Raw genomic sequence first — 19,381 nt, forward strand, 5'->3', positions numbered from 1 at the left:
ATTATATAAAGAAAGGACATAAGGATTCTATTTCATAACTAATTCTCTGAAATGATTGCCGTTATACACGATCTTCGCCTTATCAGCTCTTGTTGCAATTAGCGTTCGCAAGTCAGATTCTGCCCGTCCGTAAATTATGGAGTCTTTCACTTCTTCTGGTGCAAGCTTGGTTATTTCCGGCTTTGTGAGCAAAGTAGCAATGGCATCCTCGCCCATATATTTACCGATTACCGTCTCACCTACAGAAACCGCCGCCAATGACTCCCAGAAACGAAGAGATTCAATATCCTCTTTGGATATATCCAACCGATTTAATGTTTTCTGCTCCATGGCCTGTCCATTTATTGCAAACATGACCGTTAATTCATCCGCTGTACGAACATATTCTCCGCTCTTTGAAGCATATTCATCTTGCAACTCAGCATCGCTCATTTTTGTCTTTTTGACCTGGGTATCGACCAAATCCGGCCAGCGGGCGCTGCTTAAATATTGCATGTATTGGTATAGATCGAATTCGGGCAAACCATAGTATGTCTCCCCTGTGTCTTCCATGCCGGCCCGCTTCATGTTTTCGTCTTCCATGTCAGACTTCAGCTCATCGAAACTCTTGTACTGGGCAATATTCCGTTCGTCAGCTATAATTTGCTCCTCTTTGGTCCTTATCAACGCGGTCATTGCAGCTTTTTTGGCGTGCTCATATGGCGTTTCGTTATTTTCGCCGTATTGACGTCCCCAGAAGCCTTCGTCTACTTCGGCACCATAGGTTCTGTAGAAATAATCTACGGTTACAGCCCTCTGCTCGTTGATATAAAATTGGAATTCTTCATCTGTCACGGCGTATCCATCCACCGTAAACAACCAATTTTCAGGCAATACATCTTTTTTGTTCGTTAAAATCACTATCAAGATTGCAAGAACTATTAGAAATACAGCGGTAAACCAAATAATCCCGGTTGGTTTTCGTCTTATAAAACCCATATCACCCCACCTTTCCAACATTCAACTTCTTTGTGCAAGATTAAATATCCAACTAGCTCAAGTGTAAACATAAGAAAGCCTATGATATTAAATTCGTTGACCATATTGATTGGATATTATAGATTTGGTGATCCTCTAATGTAATTGCTTATTTTGACTGAAGAAAAACATATTTGACTAAAAAAATACCCCCTAGTTCGCAATTATGCGAATAACTAGAGGGTAAAACTGAAATAAGTTGGCTACTCTTCTCCCTGAACCTCAGGGGAACCCGAATGATCGGCAAGACGGTTCAGCCTCTCCAACTGGTAACCATATTCGTAAATTTCGGCTGATACAATCGATAACCGCAATGCCCCGTCAATTCGCTCCGCGTATCTCTCTAGCATTTCTGATAGGAATCGATCATTATTCTCAGCGAATTCCTTCGCTTCCCACGTATTAGGCTTTAATTTGTTGTCAAATTTCAGCATGATATGCTCATGGAATTTAATCATCTGTTCCAGGTGTGCATCGAACGCCTTGTTCAACTCGGCAGAGCGAACAGCCTGGAAGTAATGCTGCTCAATCGCGTCCAGCACTTCATAACCTTTATGGAGTGTCCTCAGCATTTGCTTGTAGATTACCATTTGTCGACTCTCACTGAACTTGGGCTTTCGCAGCCTCTTCTGGTCTTCTTCCATCAGCTTATATTTCTCGCTCAGCGAGTTGATCGCATCCTCCAGGGAGCGCTTCTCCTGATGAATCACTGTCTCCTTGATCTCATCCGAGACCGCTGTTCGAAGCAGTAGAGAGAGCTGCTCGAATGCCTTCCTAATCAGCCCTTCATATTGGACCTGAGGCTTCGGCGGAATAATAATGATATTGATAATAAAAGCCGATAAGATACCGATCAAGCTGAGCGACAGACGATTAAGTGCAAACACCCATTGTCCCGAGGCCTCCATCACGGATATTACTGTTACCAAGGTGACACCGATGGTCTCACCCATTTTCAGCTTGAGACAGATCATGATCACGATAATGCATACGAGCCCAACCGCAATCGGTTCATTGGAGAACAGCATCCCACCCAGCATCGCTAATACTGCGCCGAGCACGTTCGTCTGCAGTTGATCGATTAGATAGCGCCAGGAGCGATAAATCGACGGCTGCATCGCAAAAATAGCCGCGATCCCAGCCATCAAAGGCGGGGATAAATTCAGCCACATTACGGCGTAAAGCGCGAGCGTGACTGCGAGTCCTGTTTTTAGCATTCTTGCGCCAAATGTCATTTACATTCCTCCCAACGATTGCAATATCCGCTTTCATCATAAACGTTTAATTCGACAAATTTCATCGTTGTTATTTAGTTTGCGGCAATTTTTTAGTTGATATTAAGCTTTCCTTCAGATATCAATCAGATTTTTTGTCAAGACTGAACAATAGTAAGGCCCAAAATATTCTATACGAAGGGATGAGAAAAGTCTATGAAACAACTGCTTACCTTAGTGTTAAGCGGACTGACAAGCATGCTGCTGTTATTCAGCGCTTCTGTACCTCCGGCATCCGCCGCATCCGCGGAAGGCACTGCCGAACCGAGTACGACGCAGAACTCGCAGGATCACGGCAAGCATGGCCATCGCCACGGCTGCCATGGCGGACATATTCTTGGCGACTCCGCCAAACTGCTTGGTATAGAGCCCAAAAGCCTTGTCCAACAATTAAAGCAGGGCAAGACACTACTCCAAATTGCCCAGGCGAATAAAGGCTGGAATGAACAGGAATTCATCAAGAGACTGACGGAGTCCGCGACGCTTCATATTGATCAGGCCCTTGCACAGGGCAAGATAGATCAGGCTAAAGCGGATAAACTGAAAGCCGGTCTTCCAGAACGATTGAAGAAGGCCGTAAACCGTACTTGGAAAGATAAGCCTCGCAGCCAGCCAACTACAGATTTTCAGAATAACAAAATTAACTGGATCCCGCCACAGGCTTAAGCAAAAAAAAGGAGTGTCGATCTTCTCATCGGCACTCCTTTTATAATGCTGCATTTCATTTCTAATTTATTCTGTCTTGGCAACTTTGCTTCTGAGCCTCTTCGGCGAAATATCCTCTACAGGAACCTCTAACACATCCAGCAAGAACATGAAGACCGGTACACCAACGATGAGTCCCCAGACTCCAAAGAAGTGTTCGGATACAAGCAGAATTAAAAATGTGTAGAAAATCGGTAAATGTGTCTTATTGGACATAAACTTCGGATTCAATACATAAGTCTCCGCCGCATGTACGATAGCAATCATGATCAGTACATATATGATCTTGACCAGTCCGCCAATTTTGAAAGCAATCGCACATAGCGGAATCAAAGAAATAATAACCCCCAAAACCGGAATAAGACCGAGCAAGAAGATCATAATGCCGAGGGCGAACAAATTCGGGAAACCGAAAATCCATAGAAATATTGTAGAAATCAGTGAGTTAACTAACGCAATCAGAAATTGCACTTCAATAACTTTACCGAAGGAATGAACAAACTTCTTCCCGAAATACTCCAATTCCACGAAAAGTCCAGACAAGCGACTCTCTTTGAATTTGGACGTAAAATTCGTCACCTTTTCTTTTTCAAGCAGGAAGAACAAGCTTAAGATGATCGCGATGAACAAATTCAAGCTCCATTGGCCGATATCCGTAGCGGTCTTGAGCAGGAAATCAAAGCCCTGACCGAGATACTTCGTAATGTCGATGTCCTGGATCGATTCCACCAGGAAATTAAGAATAATATTGTCCGGTAGATTAGTTGGAGGGTTACTGTAAAAAGAGAGCACCTGATTGACAAGATCGGTAAGCTCCTCAACAAAGACAGGCAAGTAATAATAGATCGAAGTTGCCAGCCCGCCTACCATGAGCACGTATATTAATAATACGGTAATTTTCCGATTAATCTTAAACAATTTGTCCACATGTCTCGTTATGAACCGATGCAGGCGATTAATCAAATAGGTGAGAATAAATGTAATTAGAATCATGTTAAGCATACTGCGGGATACGTAGAGCACGAAGATGGCGACCAGCAGTGCCAGTACCCTGCGGAATCCAGGCATTTGAAACAACTCTTTAAAGAATGTCATTATAAGCGACCTGCTCCTTCATCAATGGACTAAAGCAAAATATAGATTTATCTTAAGCCAGCGCCTGCTACAAAGCAAGAACCAAGCTGTAATTTTACATATTGTTAATACTTTACATTAGTGCGCTAACGTTATAACGCGTCTCCGTGGATACTTGCCATTTTATAATCTCAAGCATATAATTTCGTAAATAACTTTTGAAAATACTGTTAACCATGACAATGATGGAGATAAGTAAGTGGATGCGTCCTGACAGGGACGGCGGTGCCGAAGATTGAGAGCACCCCGCGGGAGCCGCGCTGCTGAAGTTCACTCCGGAGTTGGTTCCTGAGCGCCGCAATGGCAGGTAGGGAATTCCGGTCGCACACCGTTATCTGTGTCTAGAGCTGAGAAACAAGAAGGTTGTCTAACAAGGGTGGTACCGCGGAGAAATCCGTCCCTTGATGGACTACCTTTTTTTGTTTAGAGAAGTGTTTCAATAATTCATCAGAGTACTCCAAGTAAAGAACCAAATTTTAAAAATAAGAAAATGAGGAGTGTTGAAAATGAACGCTAATTTAGAGGAATTGCGTACCAAACTAGATACTGTCAACAAGGAACTGCTGAGATTGCTTAACGAACGTGCCGAAGTCGTTCAAGCCATTGGGGAGATCAAGGAGAAGCAAGGCGTGCCTAAATTCGATCCGGTACGCGAAAGAAAAATGCTGGACGAACTAACTGCTCTTAACCCTGGACCTTTTAGAGATGCTTCGATCAAGCATATTTTCAAGGAAATATTCAAAGCTTCTCTGAATTTACAAGAGGAAGACCACAAGCGGCAATTGCTTGTCAGCCGTAAGAAAAAGCCCGAGAACACCATTATCGATGTTAAAGGCAATCTGATCGGCGGCTCAGCACAGGTGATGATCGCCGGTCCTTGCTCCGTAGAATCTTACGAGCAATTGCGTACTGTTGCTGCAGCATTAAAAGAAACTGGCATCAAAGTGATGCGGGGCGGCGCGTTTAAACCAAGAACTTCCCCTTACGACTTCCAAGGCTTAGGCGTTGAAGGCCTGAAGATGCTGAAAGAGGTTGCCGATGAGTTCGGTCTGGCGACAATCAGCGAAATTGTTCATCCTGGACACATCGAGCTCGCTGAACAATACATCGACGTGATTCAGATCGGTGCTCGCAATATGCAAAACTTCGAACTGCTGAAGGCAGCTGGCGAAGCTAAAATCCCGGTTCTGCTCAAGAGAGGTCTCGCGGCCACGCTGGAAGAATTCGTACATGCAGCCGAATATATTGCTGTTAAGGGCAACACCCAGGTTATGCTGATTGAACGCGGTATCCGTACTTACGAGAAATGGACTCGCAACACCCTGGACATTTCCGCTGTTCCGCTGCTTAAGCAAGAGACTCACCTACCGGTGCTCGTCGATGTGACTCACTCCACAGGACGCAAGGATATTCTGCTTCCATGCGCCAAAGCAGCACTGGCGGCCGGTGCAGACGGTATCATGGTCGAGGTACACCCCGATCCGCAGACCGCTCTGTCCGATGCCGCTCAGCAGCTTGACATTCCACAATTCCAGCAGTTATGGGAAGGAATCCAGCAATCTGGCTTATACACAAAATAAGCGTCCGAGATACGTGTACAAAAAGTCCGATTTTCAGCACCGAAGCTTATGCTTCCGATGTGCGTTTTTTCAAAACGCTTTAGTTGGATGAAACTAGTGATCAAAAGCGGACGGTTTTACGCAGACTGGCTTGGATACTTCAGCCGTATGCCCGGTGAACGAGAGCTTGCCGCTGCTACGATCGATTCTGAACAGAACCAAATTGTTAGAATCACGATTAGCGGCAAGCAAATGCTCACCGTCCGGCGTAATAGCAAAGTGACGTGGATGTCCTCCCTCTGAAGAGACGAATTCAACCAGCGTTAATTTCCCGGTCTCCGCATCAATAGCAAATTGAACGATGCTGTCATGACCGCGGTTAGAACCATACAAGAAGCGGCCATCCTGTGAAATTGCTACTTCAGCCGTCGTGTTCTCTCCTTCGAAATCGGCTGGCAATGTCGATAATGTCTCCAGTTCAGTTAAGCTTCCGCTCTCCGCATCAAAGTTAAACGCCGTGAGAGAGGACCCTACCTCATTAATAGAATAAAGCCACTTCCCATTCGGATGGAACGCCATATGACGCGGACCACTAGCCGGCTGCATCACGGCTTCACTTCGGTACACCAGCTTGTCTTGCGCTTGATCTAGCTCATATACTTTAATTCGATCAAGTCCCAGGTCAGCAACCAGGGCAAAGCGGTTATTCGGGCTGAATTGAACGGAATGCGGATGTGGGCGATCCTGCCGTTCTGGATCTGCTCCATGACCTGTATGCTGCTGTACATCGGACAATCTGCCTACTGTGCCATCCGCCGCTATTTTGACCAAGCCTACATTACCACCATGATAGCCTGATACAGCCAAATAGCTGCTGCTATGATCGATCTGAATATGAGAACTGGAAGGCTGGATCGTAAACCCACGATTAAGTTCTGTCAGCTTGCCCAACATTGGATCAATGGAGTAAGAGACCACTTCCCCAATTCTCTCTTCATTCTCATTCTTCGTCTCCGCAATCGCATAGAGCTTCTTCCCTTGCTTGTCCACAGTTACAAAGGTTGGATTCTTCAACCCAGACGCACTGTCCAGACATTTCATCTCCCCAGTGGCCAAATCCAGCTCATACATATATATTCCAGGATCGGTTGACTCGGCATAAGAACCGACGAATAACATCAATTTCTCTGACATAAGATACACTCCTTCTTCAAACAATAACGTCATTACATACGTCTTCTTATTTTTTCTCACTTTTATCAAAAAGTCCAGCCCTATCCCCGGTTTGCTCCAAGATCGCTCAAAAAGTCCACTTTCAATGCTCATATCGATGCAACTTCATTAGGATGAAACCCCAAAAAATAAAGCTAAAATCCTATAAAAGCAAAAAATCCCCTGTTCAAAATTCATAAAATATGATATACTGTAAGCGCTTCCACAACATCTTCTGAAGGGGGTTTTAGAATGATGACTGTCGGACTAGAGGAACGGGATGTTTATGAGGATCTTGATCCACATGACACGTATTTCTTCAAAATTGGAGGTCATGGCCTAGTTTGTTTTCATGGCAGAAATTACAGTATAAAAAAGAGACTCTCTGCCGAGCAAACCTCAACAATGATCTCGGATACTTCGTTTTATCGGATTAGTACGAACTGCTATGTGAACCTGTTCAAAATTTCTGAAATTCGGGACAACATGCTCTTATTCCGGGATGAAATCCATGGAATTAAGACCATCACTGTTCCACGTAGAAATTTGGAACAAATCCGGCGCTTGCTTCCTCACAACAGAGACGCCCAAATCGACCCGATCCATCGGGTTGGATAGTGACTCTTGTTCTAAGGCACCGAGAAGCAAAGCGCAAAATAACAAACAGCCGGAAGGCGTCGCAATGACGCTCCGGCTGTTTGTTATTTTGCCGCTAATATTTCCAATGATAAAGTACTTATTGGGCAGTAGCCTTCAAATAGATTCTTGCTGTCTCTTCCCAAATCTCGCCTGGGGCGAGACTGAACAAGCCGACTTCATCAGCAGGAAGATCCATATTCGGAGCGTTTACCAGATTAATCTGTGGCTCAGGACAGAAGAACTTGCCTGAGGCTCCATTATTCCAGATCATCCATTGCTTATAGGAGGCGCCTACATCATATACCAGCGTAGCACCCAGCTTCGTATCGGTAAGTTCCATCCGGTTCCTTCCGTTTTGCGGCACAGCCGTGTAATGGTTATCCATGGGCATAAAATAAGGCGATACGCCGCTGCTCTTCATCTTCAGCTCGCCTTCTGAGAGTGCCTGATATTTGCCGGTTGGCAATTGACGTTCATTCAGTTCCCAGCGCTCTCCAATCGTCAGCTTCAAATGGCAATCTTCCTCGGTGCTGTCCGGCGCAAATGGCGCGTTTACGGCAGTATGGAAAGCGAACAGACAAGGCATCTCCATCTCCCCATCATTCTTCACGAACAACTGCTGCGACAGCCCTTCCCCGCTCAAAGAATATCTCAGTTTCACCGTAAATTTAAACGGCAAATATTGATACATCATATGATGTTCATCGATCGTCACCTTAACAACAACATAGCTCTCCTCGGAGGTCTGACCCAGGTCCACAACTTCCCAAGCGCTGGTATGTAAATATCCATGCAGATGATTGCCTGTTGCCGGCTCATTGATTGGAAGCTGGTGTACCTTCCCTTTCCAAGGAAACTTGCCATCCTCATAGCGATTCGGTGGATAAAGCACCGGAATTCCGTGAACACCCGGATTGCTCTTGAACTCCTCCATCTCCGCCTCCTCAGGCTCGCGCAAGAAACGGTAACCGTTTTCTAAATCTCGAAATGCAATTAAGTTGCCGCCGATTTCCGGTAATAAAGCCGCTTCATAGTTGCCATATCTAAGCCATACTGCAGGCTCTCCATGAAATTCCCCTTTATAGGCTTGATTATTCATCATTTATACGAAATCTCCCTTCCCTGCCAACTTGTCTAACTTGGTAAGGATTATACAGAATCGGGCCATAAAAGTCACCCTCAATGCGCATAAAAGTCACTAATAATTACATACTTCAAATGACAGAAATATTACCTTGCTCAAATGACGGTCTGTTACAAAAAATACTTTCAGAAACGGAGTGTTACACAGCTAATGATCAGACCTGCTAGTCAAAAAGCTCTTCTCTGTGCTGCGGCATTGCTTCTGCTTGCTGCCTGTATAGGCTGCTCTAGACAGCCTGCGGGACCTAAGGTCTCCTCTGTTCCGAACCAAGCTGCCGATGAACATCTGATTCGGGCCGATCTGGTCAAGGATACGAACGGAATCAATTGGATTCCACTGCAATCCGTTGCCAAGGATCTTGGCCTGCGAATCAAAGAGAAGGATGGAAAAGTCAAGCTTGGCTATACGGATGCCATGTACGAATTGATGCCAGATCACTCCAAGGCCCTCTCTTACGGCAAAAAGATCATCCTCCCTGATGCGCCTATACGCCAGAATGGGAATATTTACGTTACAGCAAACTCACTATCCAAGCTGCTTGGTACAAAGGTGCAGACCGATGGGCGAGATGGTCGTCACGTCAGGCTCGGACCTTTAAGCAGCGTCGCTCCGGTTCCTCGTTCAACAGGTACGGGAGAGCCAGAGAGAATAAACCGTTTCAATATTTTTAGCGTCGACGGAAACAGAGATGAACTCGTTGCTTATGCCAAGAAATTTATAGGGGTTCCTTACGAATTTGGGGCGAAGCCCTATGAACAATCGAAGAAATTCGACTGCTCCTCCTTCACCCAGCACGTATTCAAACAATTTGGAGAATCATTGCCAAGGCTAGCCAGAGACCAAGCTCAGCTCGGTACATCAGTCACTCGCAACGAATTGCAGAAGGGCGATCTTATCTTCTTCAGCGTACCTGGGCGATTCGAGAATGATAAAATCGTCGGACATGTGGGCATATATATCGGGGGCGGCGAGATGATTCATACTTGGGGAGATCCCGGTGTGCAGATCAGCTCCGTCGATAGTGGATACTGGAAAGATCATTTGCTGTCGATGCGCAAGATTTCCTAGATCATAATTTCATCATTTTTTGCATACGCCGGGGGCCTTATGGATCATAGACCCCTGGCTCTTTTATTGATGGAGACAGAATAAATTATGACCAGCATTTCCATTCAGGCACAATTCACAGTATAATAATTAATAGAGTTAATCTCGTATTTACATAATCATAGTTCATAATCAGAGGAGATAAACATGAGTGATTTGAAGAAAGCCTATGAATTGCTGGGTCTCCCCGAAAATGCCTCGCGGGAAGAAGTTGAGCGGGTCTTTGATATCGAATTAAGGAAATCGCGCGCCAAATCTAATGAGCAAGACTTCGAGATGAAATTGAAGGCTTATAAGCTGATTACCGATTTAGAAGACCGCCGGAAGATTGAAGAGAAGAGCCGCGAACGGTATCAGAAATGGGGTAGATTTGCCGGTACTGCAGAGAAGGTCGAAGATTTCTTCCGGATCTACAGAACCCATGTTATCGTTGGAATTATAGCTGTCATTGTTCTTACAATTGCCACTGTCACCTTTGTCAATCATCGTCAGGAGCAGAAGCGCCTGGCTGCGCTGCCTCCGATCGACCTGTCGATCATGTATCTTGGCAACTTTATGAGTGATATGGATAACGGCGGTGATGCAGGCCTAGAACAGGCGATGCTGGAACAATTCCCGGAATGGAAGCGTCTCAAGCTGACAATGACTTACTTGCCTCCATCCGATCAAGCTATGGGGGGAGCAGATCTGGCTTACCAGCAAAAAGCGATGGCCATTCTGGCTACGGAGAAGCCAGATATCTATATTCTCGATCAGGCCTCCTATGACTGGATCGGCGGTAGCGGTGTTCTAGAAAAGCTGGATGAAGAGGCTAACGGCATTCTAAAACCGTTATTAAATGAAAACAACAAAATTATCGGCCGTGGTGAGGAAGATACCGAGGACCATGTGTATGCGATTGACATTACAGACAGCAAGCTCGCCGACCAACTTCCGCTCGGCAAGCAGCAGATGATCGTAGGTCTCCGAGGAGGCTCGGAAAATCATGATAAAGCGATTCATTTCATAGAGCGTTATTTACAGGAAGCCACAACAAAATAATTACTTGCTAACATCCCGAAGTCACAAAAATTTCCGACTTCGGGATATTTTTATGCTAAGGTAAAATACGAGATTGATTTGCAGCCATTCTTCAACTAAAATAACGTTATAAACGCGCGTTTATAGAAAGTAGGGATCACTAATGCGCAGCGAAGATATAGCCAAATTAGCTGGGGTTTCCCGCAGTACTGTATCACGGGTGATCAACAACTATCCCAACGTTCCAGAGACAACCAAAGCCAAGGTACTAAGAGTGATTGAGCAGTATCAGTATGAGCCGAACAGCTTCGCCCGTGCGCTTGCTGGCAAACGGACGGACACCATTGGACTGTTTGCGATCAGTATGAACGAGAAGGAGAATGCAACCCGCATTTATCAGAATAGTTATTTTGCTCCGATCGTCGATCTGGTTGTCGATACCGCCAACGCACGCGGCTTCTACGTGCTCATTCATACGGTGTACTCCCCGGGGGACTTCCAAAAGATCAAGCAGGCATTCTTGCAAAAGCGTATTGACGGCGGGATCCTGGTAGGCACCCAGAAGGATATCGAGCTTGTGCGCGAACTGGTGAGTCAAGACGCCCCCCTTGTTCTGATTGACTATGACGTTTCAGAGGTTATAGCTGAACGGCTGAACAAGAACCATTTGGCAATTATTAACTCGATGGACTATGAGGGGACTGCCGAAGCGATCGAGTACCTTATTAGCCTGGGACACCAAGAGATTGGAATCCTCAAAGGAAGAATGAGCACCTTCTCGGGACGGGAGCGCTATGCTGCGTTTGAGAGTACACTGCTCAACCATGGCCTTACACTTCGGCAAGATTACGTTCTCGAAGGCGAATTTCTGAAGGAAACTGCCTATGTTGAAACCGAAAAGCTCATCAAGCGTGGCAAACTGCCAACCGCACTGTTCTGTTCCAATGATGATATGGCCATCGCCGCAATGGAAGCGTTCGCAAAACATGGGATTCATATTCCGAACGACATCTCGATCATCGGCTTCGACGACACGCAACTCGCTTCCACGATTAGTCCTAAGCTGACCTCAGTCCGGCTGCCTATCGATGATATGGCTAAGAGTGCCGTGGAGAAGGTCATCGGACTCTGCAATAACGAAGAAGCTAGCTTCAGCAATGTAAGCTTTCCGACCAGGCTCGTCATTCGGGATTCCTGCAAGCTTATCGTTTGATAAAACGGGCTAGTTCGTTGTTCATGCGGATTTCTTCCTCTTCCCTATTGAAGACAATAGGCATCTTGAAATGAAGAGGAAGATATTTTTTGTGTGTTATTAACGCGCGTTCATAAATTGAAGGGAGACATTGTTATGAAATTTGGACATTTCGACGATACCCGCAAAGAATACGTAATCAACACGCCGCAAACCCCTTACCCATGGATTAATTACTTGGGCAATGAGCAGTTTTTCGGACTTATCTCCAATACGGCTGGAGGCTATACATTCTATCGCGATGCCCGCCTGCGCAGAATTACACGTTATCGCTATAATAACGTCCCTGTCGATATTGGCGGACGTTACTACTATCTACGTGATCATGACAATGAAGACTTCTGGACGCCCGGGTGGATGCCGGTCAAGCGGGAGCTAGATTTCTACGAATGCCGTCACGGTCTTGGCTATACGTCAATCACGGGTGAACGCGGCGGCATCTCCGTCAATCAGCTTGCTTTCGTCCCGCTCGGATATAACGGCGAGGTTCATCGCTTGACTGTCAGCAACACTAGCGATAGAAGCAAGACCGTCTCCCTCTTCTCTTTTGCCGAATTCTGTCTCTGGAATGCACAGGATGATATGACGAACTTCCAGCGCAATTTCAGTACGGGTGAAGTTGAGGTGAAGGATTCCGTTATCTACCACAAGACAGAATATCGCGAACGCCGCGACCACTATGCTTTCTACTCAGTCAATCGCAGCATCGATGGCTTCGATACGGACCGTGAATCGTTTGTCGGCCTGTACAATGGGCTTCATGAACCACAAGCGGTTATAGCAGGTAAATCGAACAACTCGATAGCAAGCGGCTGGTCCCCGGTCGGCTCCCATCAAATCAAGCTGACCCTGGCTGCCGGTGAAGAGCAGAGCCTGATCTTCATTCTTGGCTATGTTGAGGTTCCTGAAGATGAGAAATGGGAAGCCCCAAGCGTTATTAACAAGAAGCCAGCTGAGGCTATGATCGCCCAATTCTCCACCAATGCCGCTGTCGATCAGGCGATGGATAATCTGGCTGCATACTGGGATGGGCTGCTCAGCAAGTACCAAATCGAGAGCCATGATGATAAGCTGAACCGGATGGTCAACATTTGGAACCCGTATCAATGTATGGTGACCTTCAATATGTCAAGGTCCGCATCTTACTTTGAATCTGGGATCGGCCGCGGCATGGGCTTCCGCGACTCCAACCAGGATCTGCTGGGCTTCGTGCATCAGATTCCGGAGAGAGCCAGAGAACGGATTCTTGATATCGCCGCGACCCAGTTCGAAGATGGCAGCGCCTATCATCAGTACCAGCCGCTGACCAAGAAAGGCAACAATGAGATCGGCAGCGGATTTAACGACGACCCGCTCTGGTTGATCTCAGGAACATCCGCTTATATTAAGGAGACCGGCGATTTCAGTATTCTCGATGAACAAGTGCCGTTCGATTCCAATCCGGATAATACGGCTACGTTGTTCGAGCATTTGAAGCGCTCCTTCTATCATGTCGTGAACAATCTTGGCCCGCACCAATTGCCGCTCATTGGCCGCGCAGACTGGAATGATTGTCTTAACCTGAACTGCTTCTCCAAAGAACCAGGTGAATCATTCCAGACAACAGCCAACATTGAAGGCCGTGTCGCGGAATCCGTCTTTATCGCTGGCTTATTCGTATTCGTAGGCCCAGATTTTGTGGAATTATGCCGCAGTCGGGGTCTGACTGAAGAAGCGGCTGAAGCCGTGAAGCATATCGACACGATGCGGGCTTTTACGCTGGAACATGGGTTTGATGGCGACTGGTTCCTGCGTGCCTATGACCACTACGGCGACAAAGTCGGCAGCAAAGATAATGAGGAAGGACAAATCTTCATCGAGCCGCAAGGTATGTGCGTCATGGCCAGAATTGGTGTTGAAGGCGGCCAGGCGGAGAAGGCGCTACGTTCGGTGGAACAACGACTCGATACGAAATATGGTATCGTATTGCAGCAGCCACCTTATTCCAAATACTATATCAATCTTGGAGAAATCTCGAGCTATCCTCCAGGATATAAGGAGAATGCCGGTATTTTCTGCCATAACAATCCATGGATTATGATCGCAGAGACCGTGCTGGGTCATGGGGATCGGGCATTCGAGGTCTATTCCAAGATCGCTCCGGCATATCTGGAGGACATCAGCGACATTCATCGGACCGAGCCTTATGTTTATTCGCAAATGATTGCTGGCAAAGATGCCGTCCGCCATGGTGAAGCGAAGAACTCCTGGCTAACAGGTACGGCTGCCTGGAACTATGTGGCGATTACACAAGCGATTCTCGGAATTCAGGCCGACTTCACTGGCTTGAAGATCGACCCATGCATTCCTGCTGACTGGGACAGCTTCAAGATTACTCGCGCGTTCCGCGGTGACACTTATGAGATTGAGATCCTTAACCCTGAGCATGTATCCAAAGGCGTGAAGAGCATTTCTATAGACGGTCAGTCTATCGAAGGAAATATTATCCCCCCTGCTGGAGATGGTGCTGTTCATAAGGTCAGTGTTGTGATGGGTAGCCATAACGATGAATTGTATTTGTAACCTCGTCAATCTTGGGCGGAGTAGAGAAACCTGCAGAAATGCAGGTTTCTTCATTTTTCCATAAAAATTTGAAATTCATATTGAAGAGAAATAATCCATCTGTTATAATCTGAAATGAAATTTCATCATACAATATATTTTCGACATAATATTTCGGAATGAAATTAACTTACACAACTTTGACACACTATCGATCTGCTTCTCCTCTGCGTTTGGATTGAACATCTATCACTATGGCAAGGGGGTGATCTCTAGCTTACAGTGCTCGGTTTCAGTTATCTGATCATTTGAAGGAGAGAGTTAATTGATCAATTATTCAAGTGTGAAACGTAAGTTGGCTACGGTCATCGTTCTTTTGCTGCTGCTGAGTTTATGCACTAATATTTTTGTAAGCGCTTCACAAAATGAGTCGAATTTTGTTTCACGAAACTATTCCCCCATAGTATCTAAAAGCAAACCTTCCGATTCAGATAAAACAGAACCTGCTGATCAAATGACACCTCCCGGAAACACGGATAATGAACCTCCCATAACAGAGGAGCCAGACACAGGAACAAGTCCGGATAACTCAGACTCCGGCATAGATAGTCCTGCTCCAGAGATAGAAACACCAGAGGACCCTTCCCTGCCCACAGAAACCGAGACCGCTGAGGATGGGAACAAACTAGATGAGCCTGCTGAACGCCTGGCCGAAGTTAGCAGCCTGGAAATCCAGTCCGATCATCTCATGATGGAATCAGGAACAAGTCAGCAATTTACTGTAAGTTTCTATGACGAGAAAGGTCAGGAAGTAAGTGTAACGAATGGACTCGAATGGTCTGCTGATCCAATTATCGGCCGGATCGACACCAATGGTCTATTTACCGCGAATAGCATGATAGGCGAGGTCAAATACGGTTACGTAACAGCAAGCTATGGTGAATTGTCTGCACAAGCCCTCGTCCTCGTTGGCAAGATCTCTGTCGTTATTGAGGAATTCGAGTCCATGAAGCATAACGGAACCTCTGTATTGTCAGCGGGCCTGATTAATAGTACGTCGTCCAAGGTCGAATTATCCAGCCGTCCTGAGCCCGTTATGTATGGAGAGCATGCAGCGAAGTTTACATACGACATGTCAGGCACATCGGGAACTTCCGCCGCCTATGTCAGCCTGCACAATCTGGATACCGGAGAATATTATAGGCCGCTCGAAGGTTATCCGACCAAGCTGGGGGTCTGGGTCTATGGAGATCAGAGCGCCCATTGGTTCCGGGCTAGGCTCCGTGATGGGGCGAACGTCTTAAAAACGATCGATTTCACCACATCTTCCAACTTTACTTGGTCGGGATGGAAGTATGTTACGGCGCCCATGCCGACGGACCTTACTGGTCCGTTCAAGATCAGTGATCTGTACCTCGTGGAGACGAAGAATGAGAATAAGAATGCAGGTGTTCTGTATTTTGACCGACTCAGTGTCTTCTATTCGAATACAGATATACTAGGCATTGATCTGGAGGGTCTAACACCTATGAAAGTACACGAATCCAAGCAGGCCGAAGTCTATATCACGAAAAATAACAGCACTGCACCGGAACTTGTTCAGAACGGAGCAACCTTCCTGAGCAGTCATCCGGAAGTAGCCTCCGTTGATAGCAATGGAATGGTTCAGGCCCACCGTACGGGTCAGACTACTATTGTTGCGCTGTATGGTACCGGACAACCGGCTCTGTTCGAGCTTACTGTCTCCGAAGATGAACCGCCACTGGAATCGATCGGGATTTACGGACCCGAAAGCATTGAGCAAGGTCGAACAGATTACGTCAAAGTCCTAGCCCGGTACGCCAACTATCCTGATACGATCGATGTGACAAATACGGCGACGTTCACCAGCTCAGACTCTTCCATTGCCAGCATTGTAGGTAGCGGAGAAATTACAGGACATAACACAGGTACGGTAACTATTACCGCCGAGTATAACGGACAACAAGCACATTATTCCTTGGAAATTATTGAGGCGAAGTCTGTGCTTGATAAGATCGTCTTATCCGAACTGAAAACGATGAAATTGGGCGAGCAGCAACAGGCCAAGGTAACAGCTAAATACAACGTTCTAGACCAATACCGCGAGGACTTAGACAAGGATGTAACTGCAGACTCCATCTATAAAAGCAGTAAACCGACGGTTGCAGACATTAATGCCCAAGGAATCGTTACGGCGAAAAGTATAGGAGCGACAATGTTAACAGCAATTTATCAAGGAAAATCACATAGTTATGTACTCGTAGTTAATGGAGAGGAAATGATCCCTAAGCGGGAGCTTAGAGCTGCCTGGATTGCTACAGTGGAAAATATCGACTGGCCGGCAAAAGGACCATTCAATGCCGAACAACAAAGAGCCAATTTCATTGCTATTCTTGATGGATTGAAAGAGGCTGGAATGAACGCGATCGTCATGCAGGTTAAGCCGACGGCCGATGCTTTCTATCCTTCAAAATTCGCCCCATGGTCCAAATGGCTGACCGGAGAGCAAGGCAAAGATCCAGGTTACGATCCTCTCGCCTTCATGATTGAGGAGGCGCATAAGCGGAATCTGGAGTTCCATGCCTGGTTTAATCCTTACCGCGCAAGTATGGAGCCGGATGTCAACAGCTTGATTCCGGAGCATCCTCTTCGCCAGCACGAGGATTGGCTGCTTACCTATGGTGGCAGGCTGATCATGGACCCGGGTATCCCTGATACCCAACAATATATTATCGACAGTATTATGGAGGTCGTACAAAATTATGATATTGATGCAGTACACTTCGACGACTACTTCTATCCTTATCCGGTCGCAGGAGTGAACTTCCCGGACGATGCCTCCTATAGTAAATATGGAAATGGGATGGACCGAGAGGATTGGCGCAGACACAATGTGGATACATTAATTCAAAATCTATCAAAAGCAATCAAAGCCGAGAAGCCTTATGTTCAATTCGGCATCAGCCCATTCGGCATCTGGAAGAACATCGATTCCGACCCGCAAGGTTCGGATACTAGAGGTACCGAGAGCTACAACGCGATCTATGCGGATACCCGTAAATGGGTACAGGAAGAATGGATTGATTATATCGCCCCGCAGATTTACTGGTACTTCAATTATGGTCCGGCCGCTTATGATTGATTGGTGGGCGAAGCAAGTGAATGGCAAGAAGGTTCACTTGTACATTGGACATGGCGCTTATCGAATCGGATCGGATGATCCGAACTGGCTTGATCCCGATCAGATGCCAAATCAGATCCTGTTCAACCGGAATTTTAACAACGTTAAGGGAAGCATTTTCTTCTCAACCCAGAGTCTTCGTGACAATCCACTAGGCTTCAATGACAGGCTGCAGCAAGATTTGTACGCCTATCCTGCTCTCGTACCAGAGATGAACTGGCTTGGGCAGAGCAAGCCCGCTGCGCCCACTGATATGACAGGGGCAGCGAGGGCATCAGGAATTCAGCTCGATTGGCAGGATCCACAGGATGAAGTCGCCTATTATGTGATCTACCGGAGTGTTGGAGATCAGGCTCCAGACATCAGTAATCCGGCTAATATTTATGATGAAGTACGAAAGATCTCCGGCAATCATCAACTATTTATCGATCATTCTGTAGAGCAAGGCAAGACCTACACCTATACGATTACATCGTTCAACCGTGCACATCAGGAAAGCGATTCGACTCAGCATGTTACTGTCGAGGCGAAGGAACTGGAACCAATCCAAGCCATCGAATTTGATAAAATACCAGCGCTCTACACAGGCAATAGCCATCAAGTGTCAATTAAAGCGATATACAAGGACAGAACAGAACAATTGGCAATCAACGATCAGATGGAATTCTCAAGCAGCAATCCGGGAATAGCAACGATTGACAATCACGGACTCGCCAAAGCCATTGCCGCGGGCAAAACAACACTTACAGCAAAATATCAATCATTATCCGCTGTATATGAACTGACGGTCTTAAGCAGCAGCACAGGTGGCGGAGACAATCCGGGCGGCGGTACTGGAGGGGGCGGATCGGGTGGGGGTTCAGGCAGCACTCCGTCAACACCACCATCCACGAAACCACCAACAGATCCGCCTGCTGAGGATAAGGACAATAACCAAGATCCAAACGTGGATGGCTCTGAGAAGCCCTCAAACGTAACCTTATCCGATATTTCCGGTCACTGGGCCGAGATATCCATTCAACAGGCCGTTCAGCAAAAATGGATTAATGGTTACAACGATGGGACATTCAGGCCAAATCAACCCGTGAATCGCGAACAATTTGCTGTAATGCTCAGCCGGGCATTGAAGCTAGAAGGCAACGGAACGGATGTCACCTTTGCAGATGCCGACAAAATCGCTGCCTGGGCAAGACCTCACATCGCCAGAGTGCTAGAATCCGGCATCATCAACGGATATCAGGATCATACCTTCAGACCGGATCAACAGATTAACCGGGCGGAGATGGCCGCTATGATCGTTAGGGCATTAGGCATAGAACCTAATTCGAAGACAGCTCCGCCCTTCTCCGACGCAAACACGATTCCAGCATGGGCCAGTCCGTACGTAGCTGCAGCTTATCATGCAGGCATCATCCAAGGCAGGAGCAATCAAGCGTTTGCTCCAAAGGAAAATGCTACCCGTGCAGAAGCCGTCATTATGATCTTAAGAATGCTGCAGTATACGGAGTAACACATGAAAATCTGAAAAAAGCCCCTGGTTGTTCAATTACAGCCAGGGGCTTAGCTTAGTCTAAA

14 protein-coding genes are annotated in these 19,381 nt (G+C 46.5%); 9 read left to right on the forward strand and 5 right to left on the reverse strand.

The window, feature by feature from the left end; genetic code table 11:
• Nucleotides 1–27: 27 nt before the first annotated feature.
• Nucleotides 28–978, reverse strand: a complete 951-nt coding sequence (locus tag ABD014_RS01545; RefSeq protein WP_343856632.1) for a hypothetical protein — start codon at nt 976–978, stop codon at nt 28–30.
• 242 nt (nt 979–1,220) lie between these two features.
• Nucleotides 1,221–2,252, reverse strand: coding sequence for an FUSC family protein (locus tag ABD014_RS01550; protein WP_343856634.1), 1,032 nt, complete (start codon nt 2,250–2,252; stop codon nt 1,221–1,223).
• 195 nt (nt 2,253–2,447) lie between these two features.
• On the opposite strand from ABD014_RS01550, the gene ABD014_RS01555 reads away from it, so the two are divergent.
• The gene (locus tag ABD014_RS01555) at nt 2,448–2,957 is read left to right on the forward strand and encodes a hypothetical protein (protein WP_343856636.1); all 510 of its coding nucleotides are present in this window, start codon (nt 2,448–2,450) and stop codon (nt 2,955–2,957) included.
• Nucleotides 2,958–3,023: 66 nt separating this feature from the next.
• Here the strand turns inward: ABD014_RS01555 and ABD014_RS01560 are convergent, their stop codons facing one another.
• Nucleotides 3,024–4,091 carry an AI-2E family transporter gene (locus ABD014_RS01560; RefSeq protein ID WP_343856638.1) on the reverse strand — a complete coding sequence of 356 codons (1,068 nt, stop codon included), beginning with the start codon at nt 4,089–4,091 and terminating at the stop codon, nt 3,024–3,026.
• A gap of 545 nt (nt 4,092–4,636) precedes the next feature.
• Between ABD014_RS01560 and ABD014_RS01565 the strand changes: the two genes are divergently transcribed.
• Nucleotides 4,637–5,710: a bifunctional 3-deoxy-7-phosphoheptulonate synthase/chorismate mutase gene (locus ABD014_RS01565; RefSeq protein WP_343856641.1), complete on the forward strand. Its 1,074-nt coding sequence runs from the start codon at nt 4,637–4,639 to the stop codon at nt 5,708–5,710.
• A 93-nt stretch (nt 5,711–5,803) separates the two neighbouring features.
• On the opposite strand, the gene ABD014_RS01570 is transcribed toward ABD014_RS01565, so the two are convergent.
• A complete protein-coding gene (locus tag ABD014_RS01570) occupies nt 5,804–6,883 on the reverse strand; it encodes a lactonase family protein (protein ID WP_343856643.1) in 1,080 nt (359 codons plus the stop codon).
• A gap of 270 nt (nt 6,884–7,153) precedes the next feature.
• On the opposite strand from ABD014_RS01570, the gene ABD014_RS01575 reads away from it, so the two are divergent.
• A complete protein-coding gene (locus tag ABD014_RS01575; protein WP_343856645.1) occupies nt 7,154–7,519 on the forward strand; it encodes a LytTR family transcriptional regulator DNA-binding domain-containing protein in 366 nt (121 codons plus the stop codon).
• A gap of 118 nt (nt 7,520–7,637) precedes the next feature.
• Here the strand turns inward: ABD014_RS01575 and ABD014_RS01580 are convergent, their stop codons facing one another.
• The gene (locus ABD014_RS01580) at nt 7,638–8,639 is read right to left on the reverse strand and encodes an aldose 1-epimerase (protein ID WP_343857321.1); all 1,002 of its coding nucleotides are present in this window, start codon (nt 8,637–8,639) and stop codon (nt 7,638–7,640) included.
• 195 nt (nt 8,640–8,834) lie between these two features.
• On the opposite strand from ABD014_RS01580, the gene ABD014_RS01585 reads away from it, so the two are divergent.
• The 6 genes from ABD014_RS01585 to ABD014_RS01610 all read left to right on the forward strand — a co-directional run bounded on the left by ABD014_RS01585 (nt 8,835) and on the right by ABD014_RS01610 (nt 19,316).
• Complete coding sequence (locus ABD014_RS01585) at nt 8,835–9,752, forward strand: C40 family peptidase (RefSeq protein WP_343856647.1); 918 nt, start codon at nt 8,835–8,837, stop codon at nt 9,750–9,752.
• 186 nt (nt 9,753–9,938) lie between these two features.
• Entirely contained in the window at nt 9,939–10,832 is an 894-nt protein-coding gene (locus ABD014_RS01590; RefSeq protein ID WP_343856649.1) for a molecular chaperone DnaJ, read from the forward strand.
• Between the two features lie 142 nt (nt 10,833–10,974).
• On the forward strand, nt 10,975–12,024 hold the full coding sequence (locus tag ABD014_RS01595) for a LacI family DNA-binding transcriptional regulator (RefSeq protein WP_343856651.1): 1,050 nt from the start codon (nt 10,975–10,977) through the stop codon (nt 12,022–12,024).
• 135 nt (nt 12,025–12,159) lie between these two features.
• Nucleotides 12,160–14,625: a glycoside hydrolase family 94 protein gene (locus ABD014_RS01600; protein WP_343856653.1), complete on the forward strand. Its 2,466-nt coding sequence runs from the start codon at nt 12,160–12,162 to the stop codon at nt 14,623–14,625.
• Nucleotides 14,626–14,929: 304 nt separating this feature from the next.
• Nucleotides 14,930–17,767: a family 10 glycosylhydrolase gene (locus tag ABD014_RS01605; RefSeq protein WP_343856655.1), complete on the forward strand. Its 2,838-nt coding sequence runs from the start codon at nt 14,930–14,932 to the stop codon at nt 17,765–17,767.
• Nucleotides 17,706–19,316 (forward strand): S-layer homology domain-containing protein, encoded by a 1,611-nt coding sequence (locus tag ABD014_RS01610; protein ID WP_343856658.1) that lies wholly within the window; start codon nt 17,706–17,708, stop codon nt 19,314–19,316. The genes ABD014_RS01605 and ABD014_RS01610 overlap by 62 nt, the downstream gene beginning before the upstream one ends.
• The last annotated feature ends 65 nt before the right edge of the window (nt 19,317–19,381 follow it).

It is taken from the genome of Paenibacillus motobuensis (assembly GCF_039521865.1).
GTDB lineage: Bacteria > Bacillota > Bacilli > Paenibacillales > Paenibacillaceae > Fontibacillus > Fontibacillus motobuensis.

Coding starts and splice junctions, on each gene's coding strand:
- ABD014_RS01545 (WP_343856632.1), bottom strand. CDS start 978: ATGGGTTTTATAAGACGAAAACCAACCGGGATTATTTGGTTTACCGCT.
- ABD014_RS01550 (WP_343856634.1), bottom strand. CDS start 2,252: ATGACATTTGGCGCAAGAATGCTAAAAACAGGACTCGCAGTCACGCTC.
- ABD014_RS01555 (WP_343856636.1), top strand. CDS start 2,448: ATGAAACAACTGCTTACCTTAGTGTTAAGCGGACTGACAAGCATGCTG.
- ABD014_RS01560 (WP_343856638.1), bottom strand. CDS start 4,091: ATGACATTCTTTAAAGAGTTGTTTCAAATGCCTGGATTCCGCAGGGTA.
- ABD014_RS01565 (WP_343856641.1), top strand. CDS start 4,637: ATGAACGCTAATTTAGAGGAATTGCGTACCAAACTAGATACTGTCAAC.
- ABD014_RS01570 (WP_343856643.1), bottom strand. CDS start 6,883: ATGTCAGAGAAATTGATGTTATTCGTCGGTTCTTATGCCGAGTCAACC.
- ABD014_RS01575 (WP_343856645.1), top strand. CDS start 7,154: ATGATGACTGTCGGACTAGAGGAACGGGATGTTTATGAGGATCTTGAT.
- ABD014_RS01580 (WP_343857321.1), bottom strand. CDS start 8,639: ATGAATAATCAAGCCTATAAAGGGGAATTTCATGGAGAGCCTGCAGTA.
- ABD014_RS01585 (WP_343856647.1), top strand. CDS start 8,835: ATGATCAGACCTGCTAGTCAAAAAGCTCTTCTCTGTGCTGCGGCATTG.
- ABD014_RS01590 (WP_343856649.1), top strand. CDS start 9,939: ATGAGTGATTTGAAGAAAGCCTATGAATTGCTGGGTCTCCCCGAAAAT.
- ABD014_RS01595 (WP_343856651.1), top strand. CDS start 10,975: ATGCGCAGCGAAGATATAGCCAAATTAGCTGGGGTTTCCCGCAGTACT.
- ABD014_RS01600 (WP_343856653.1), top strand. CDS start 12,160: ATGAAATTTGGACATTTCGACGATACCCGCAAAGAATACGTAATCAAC.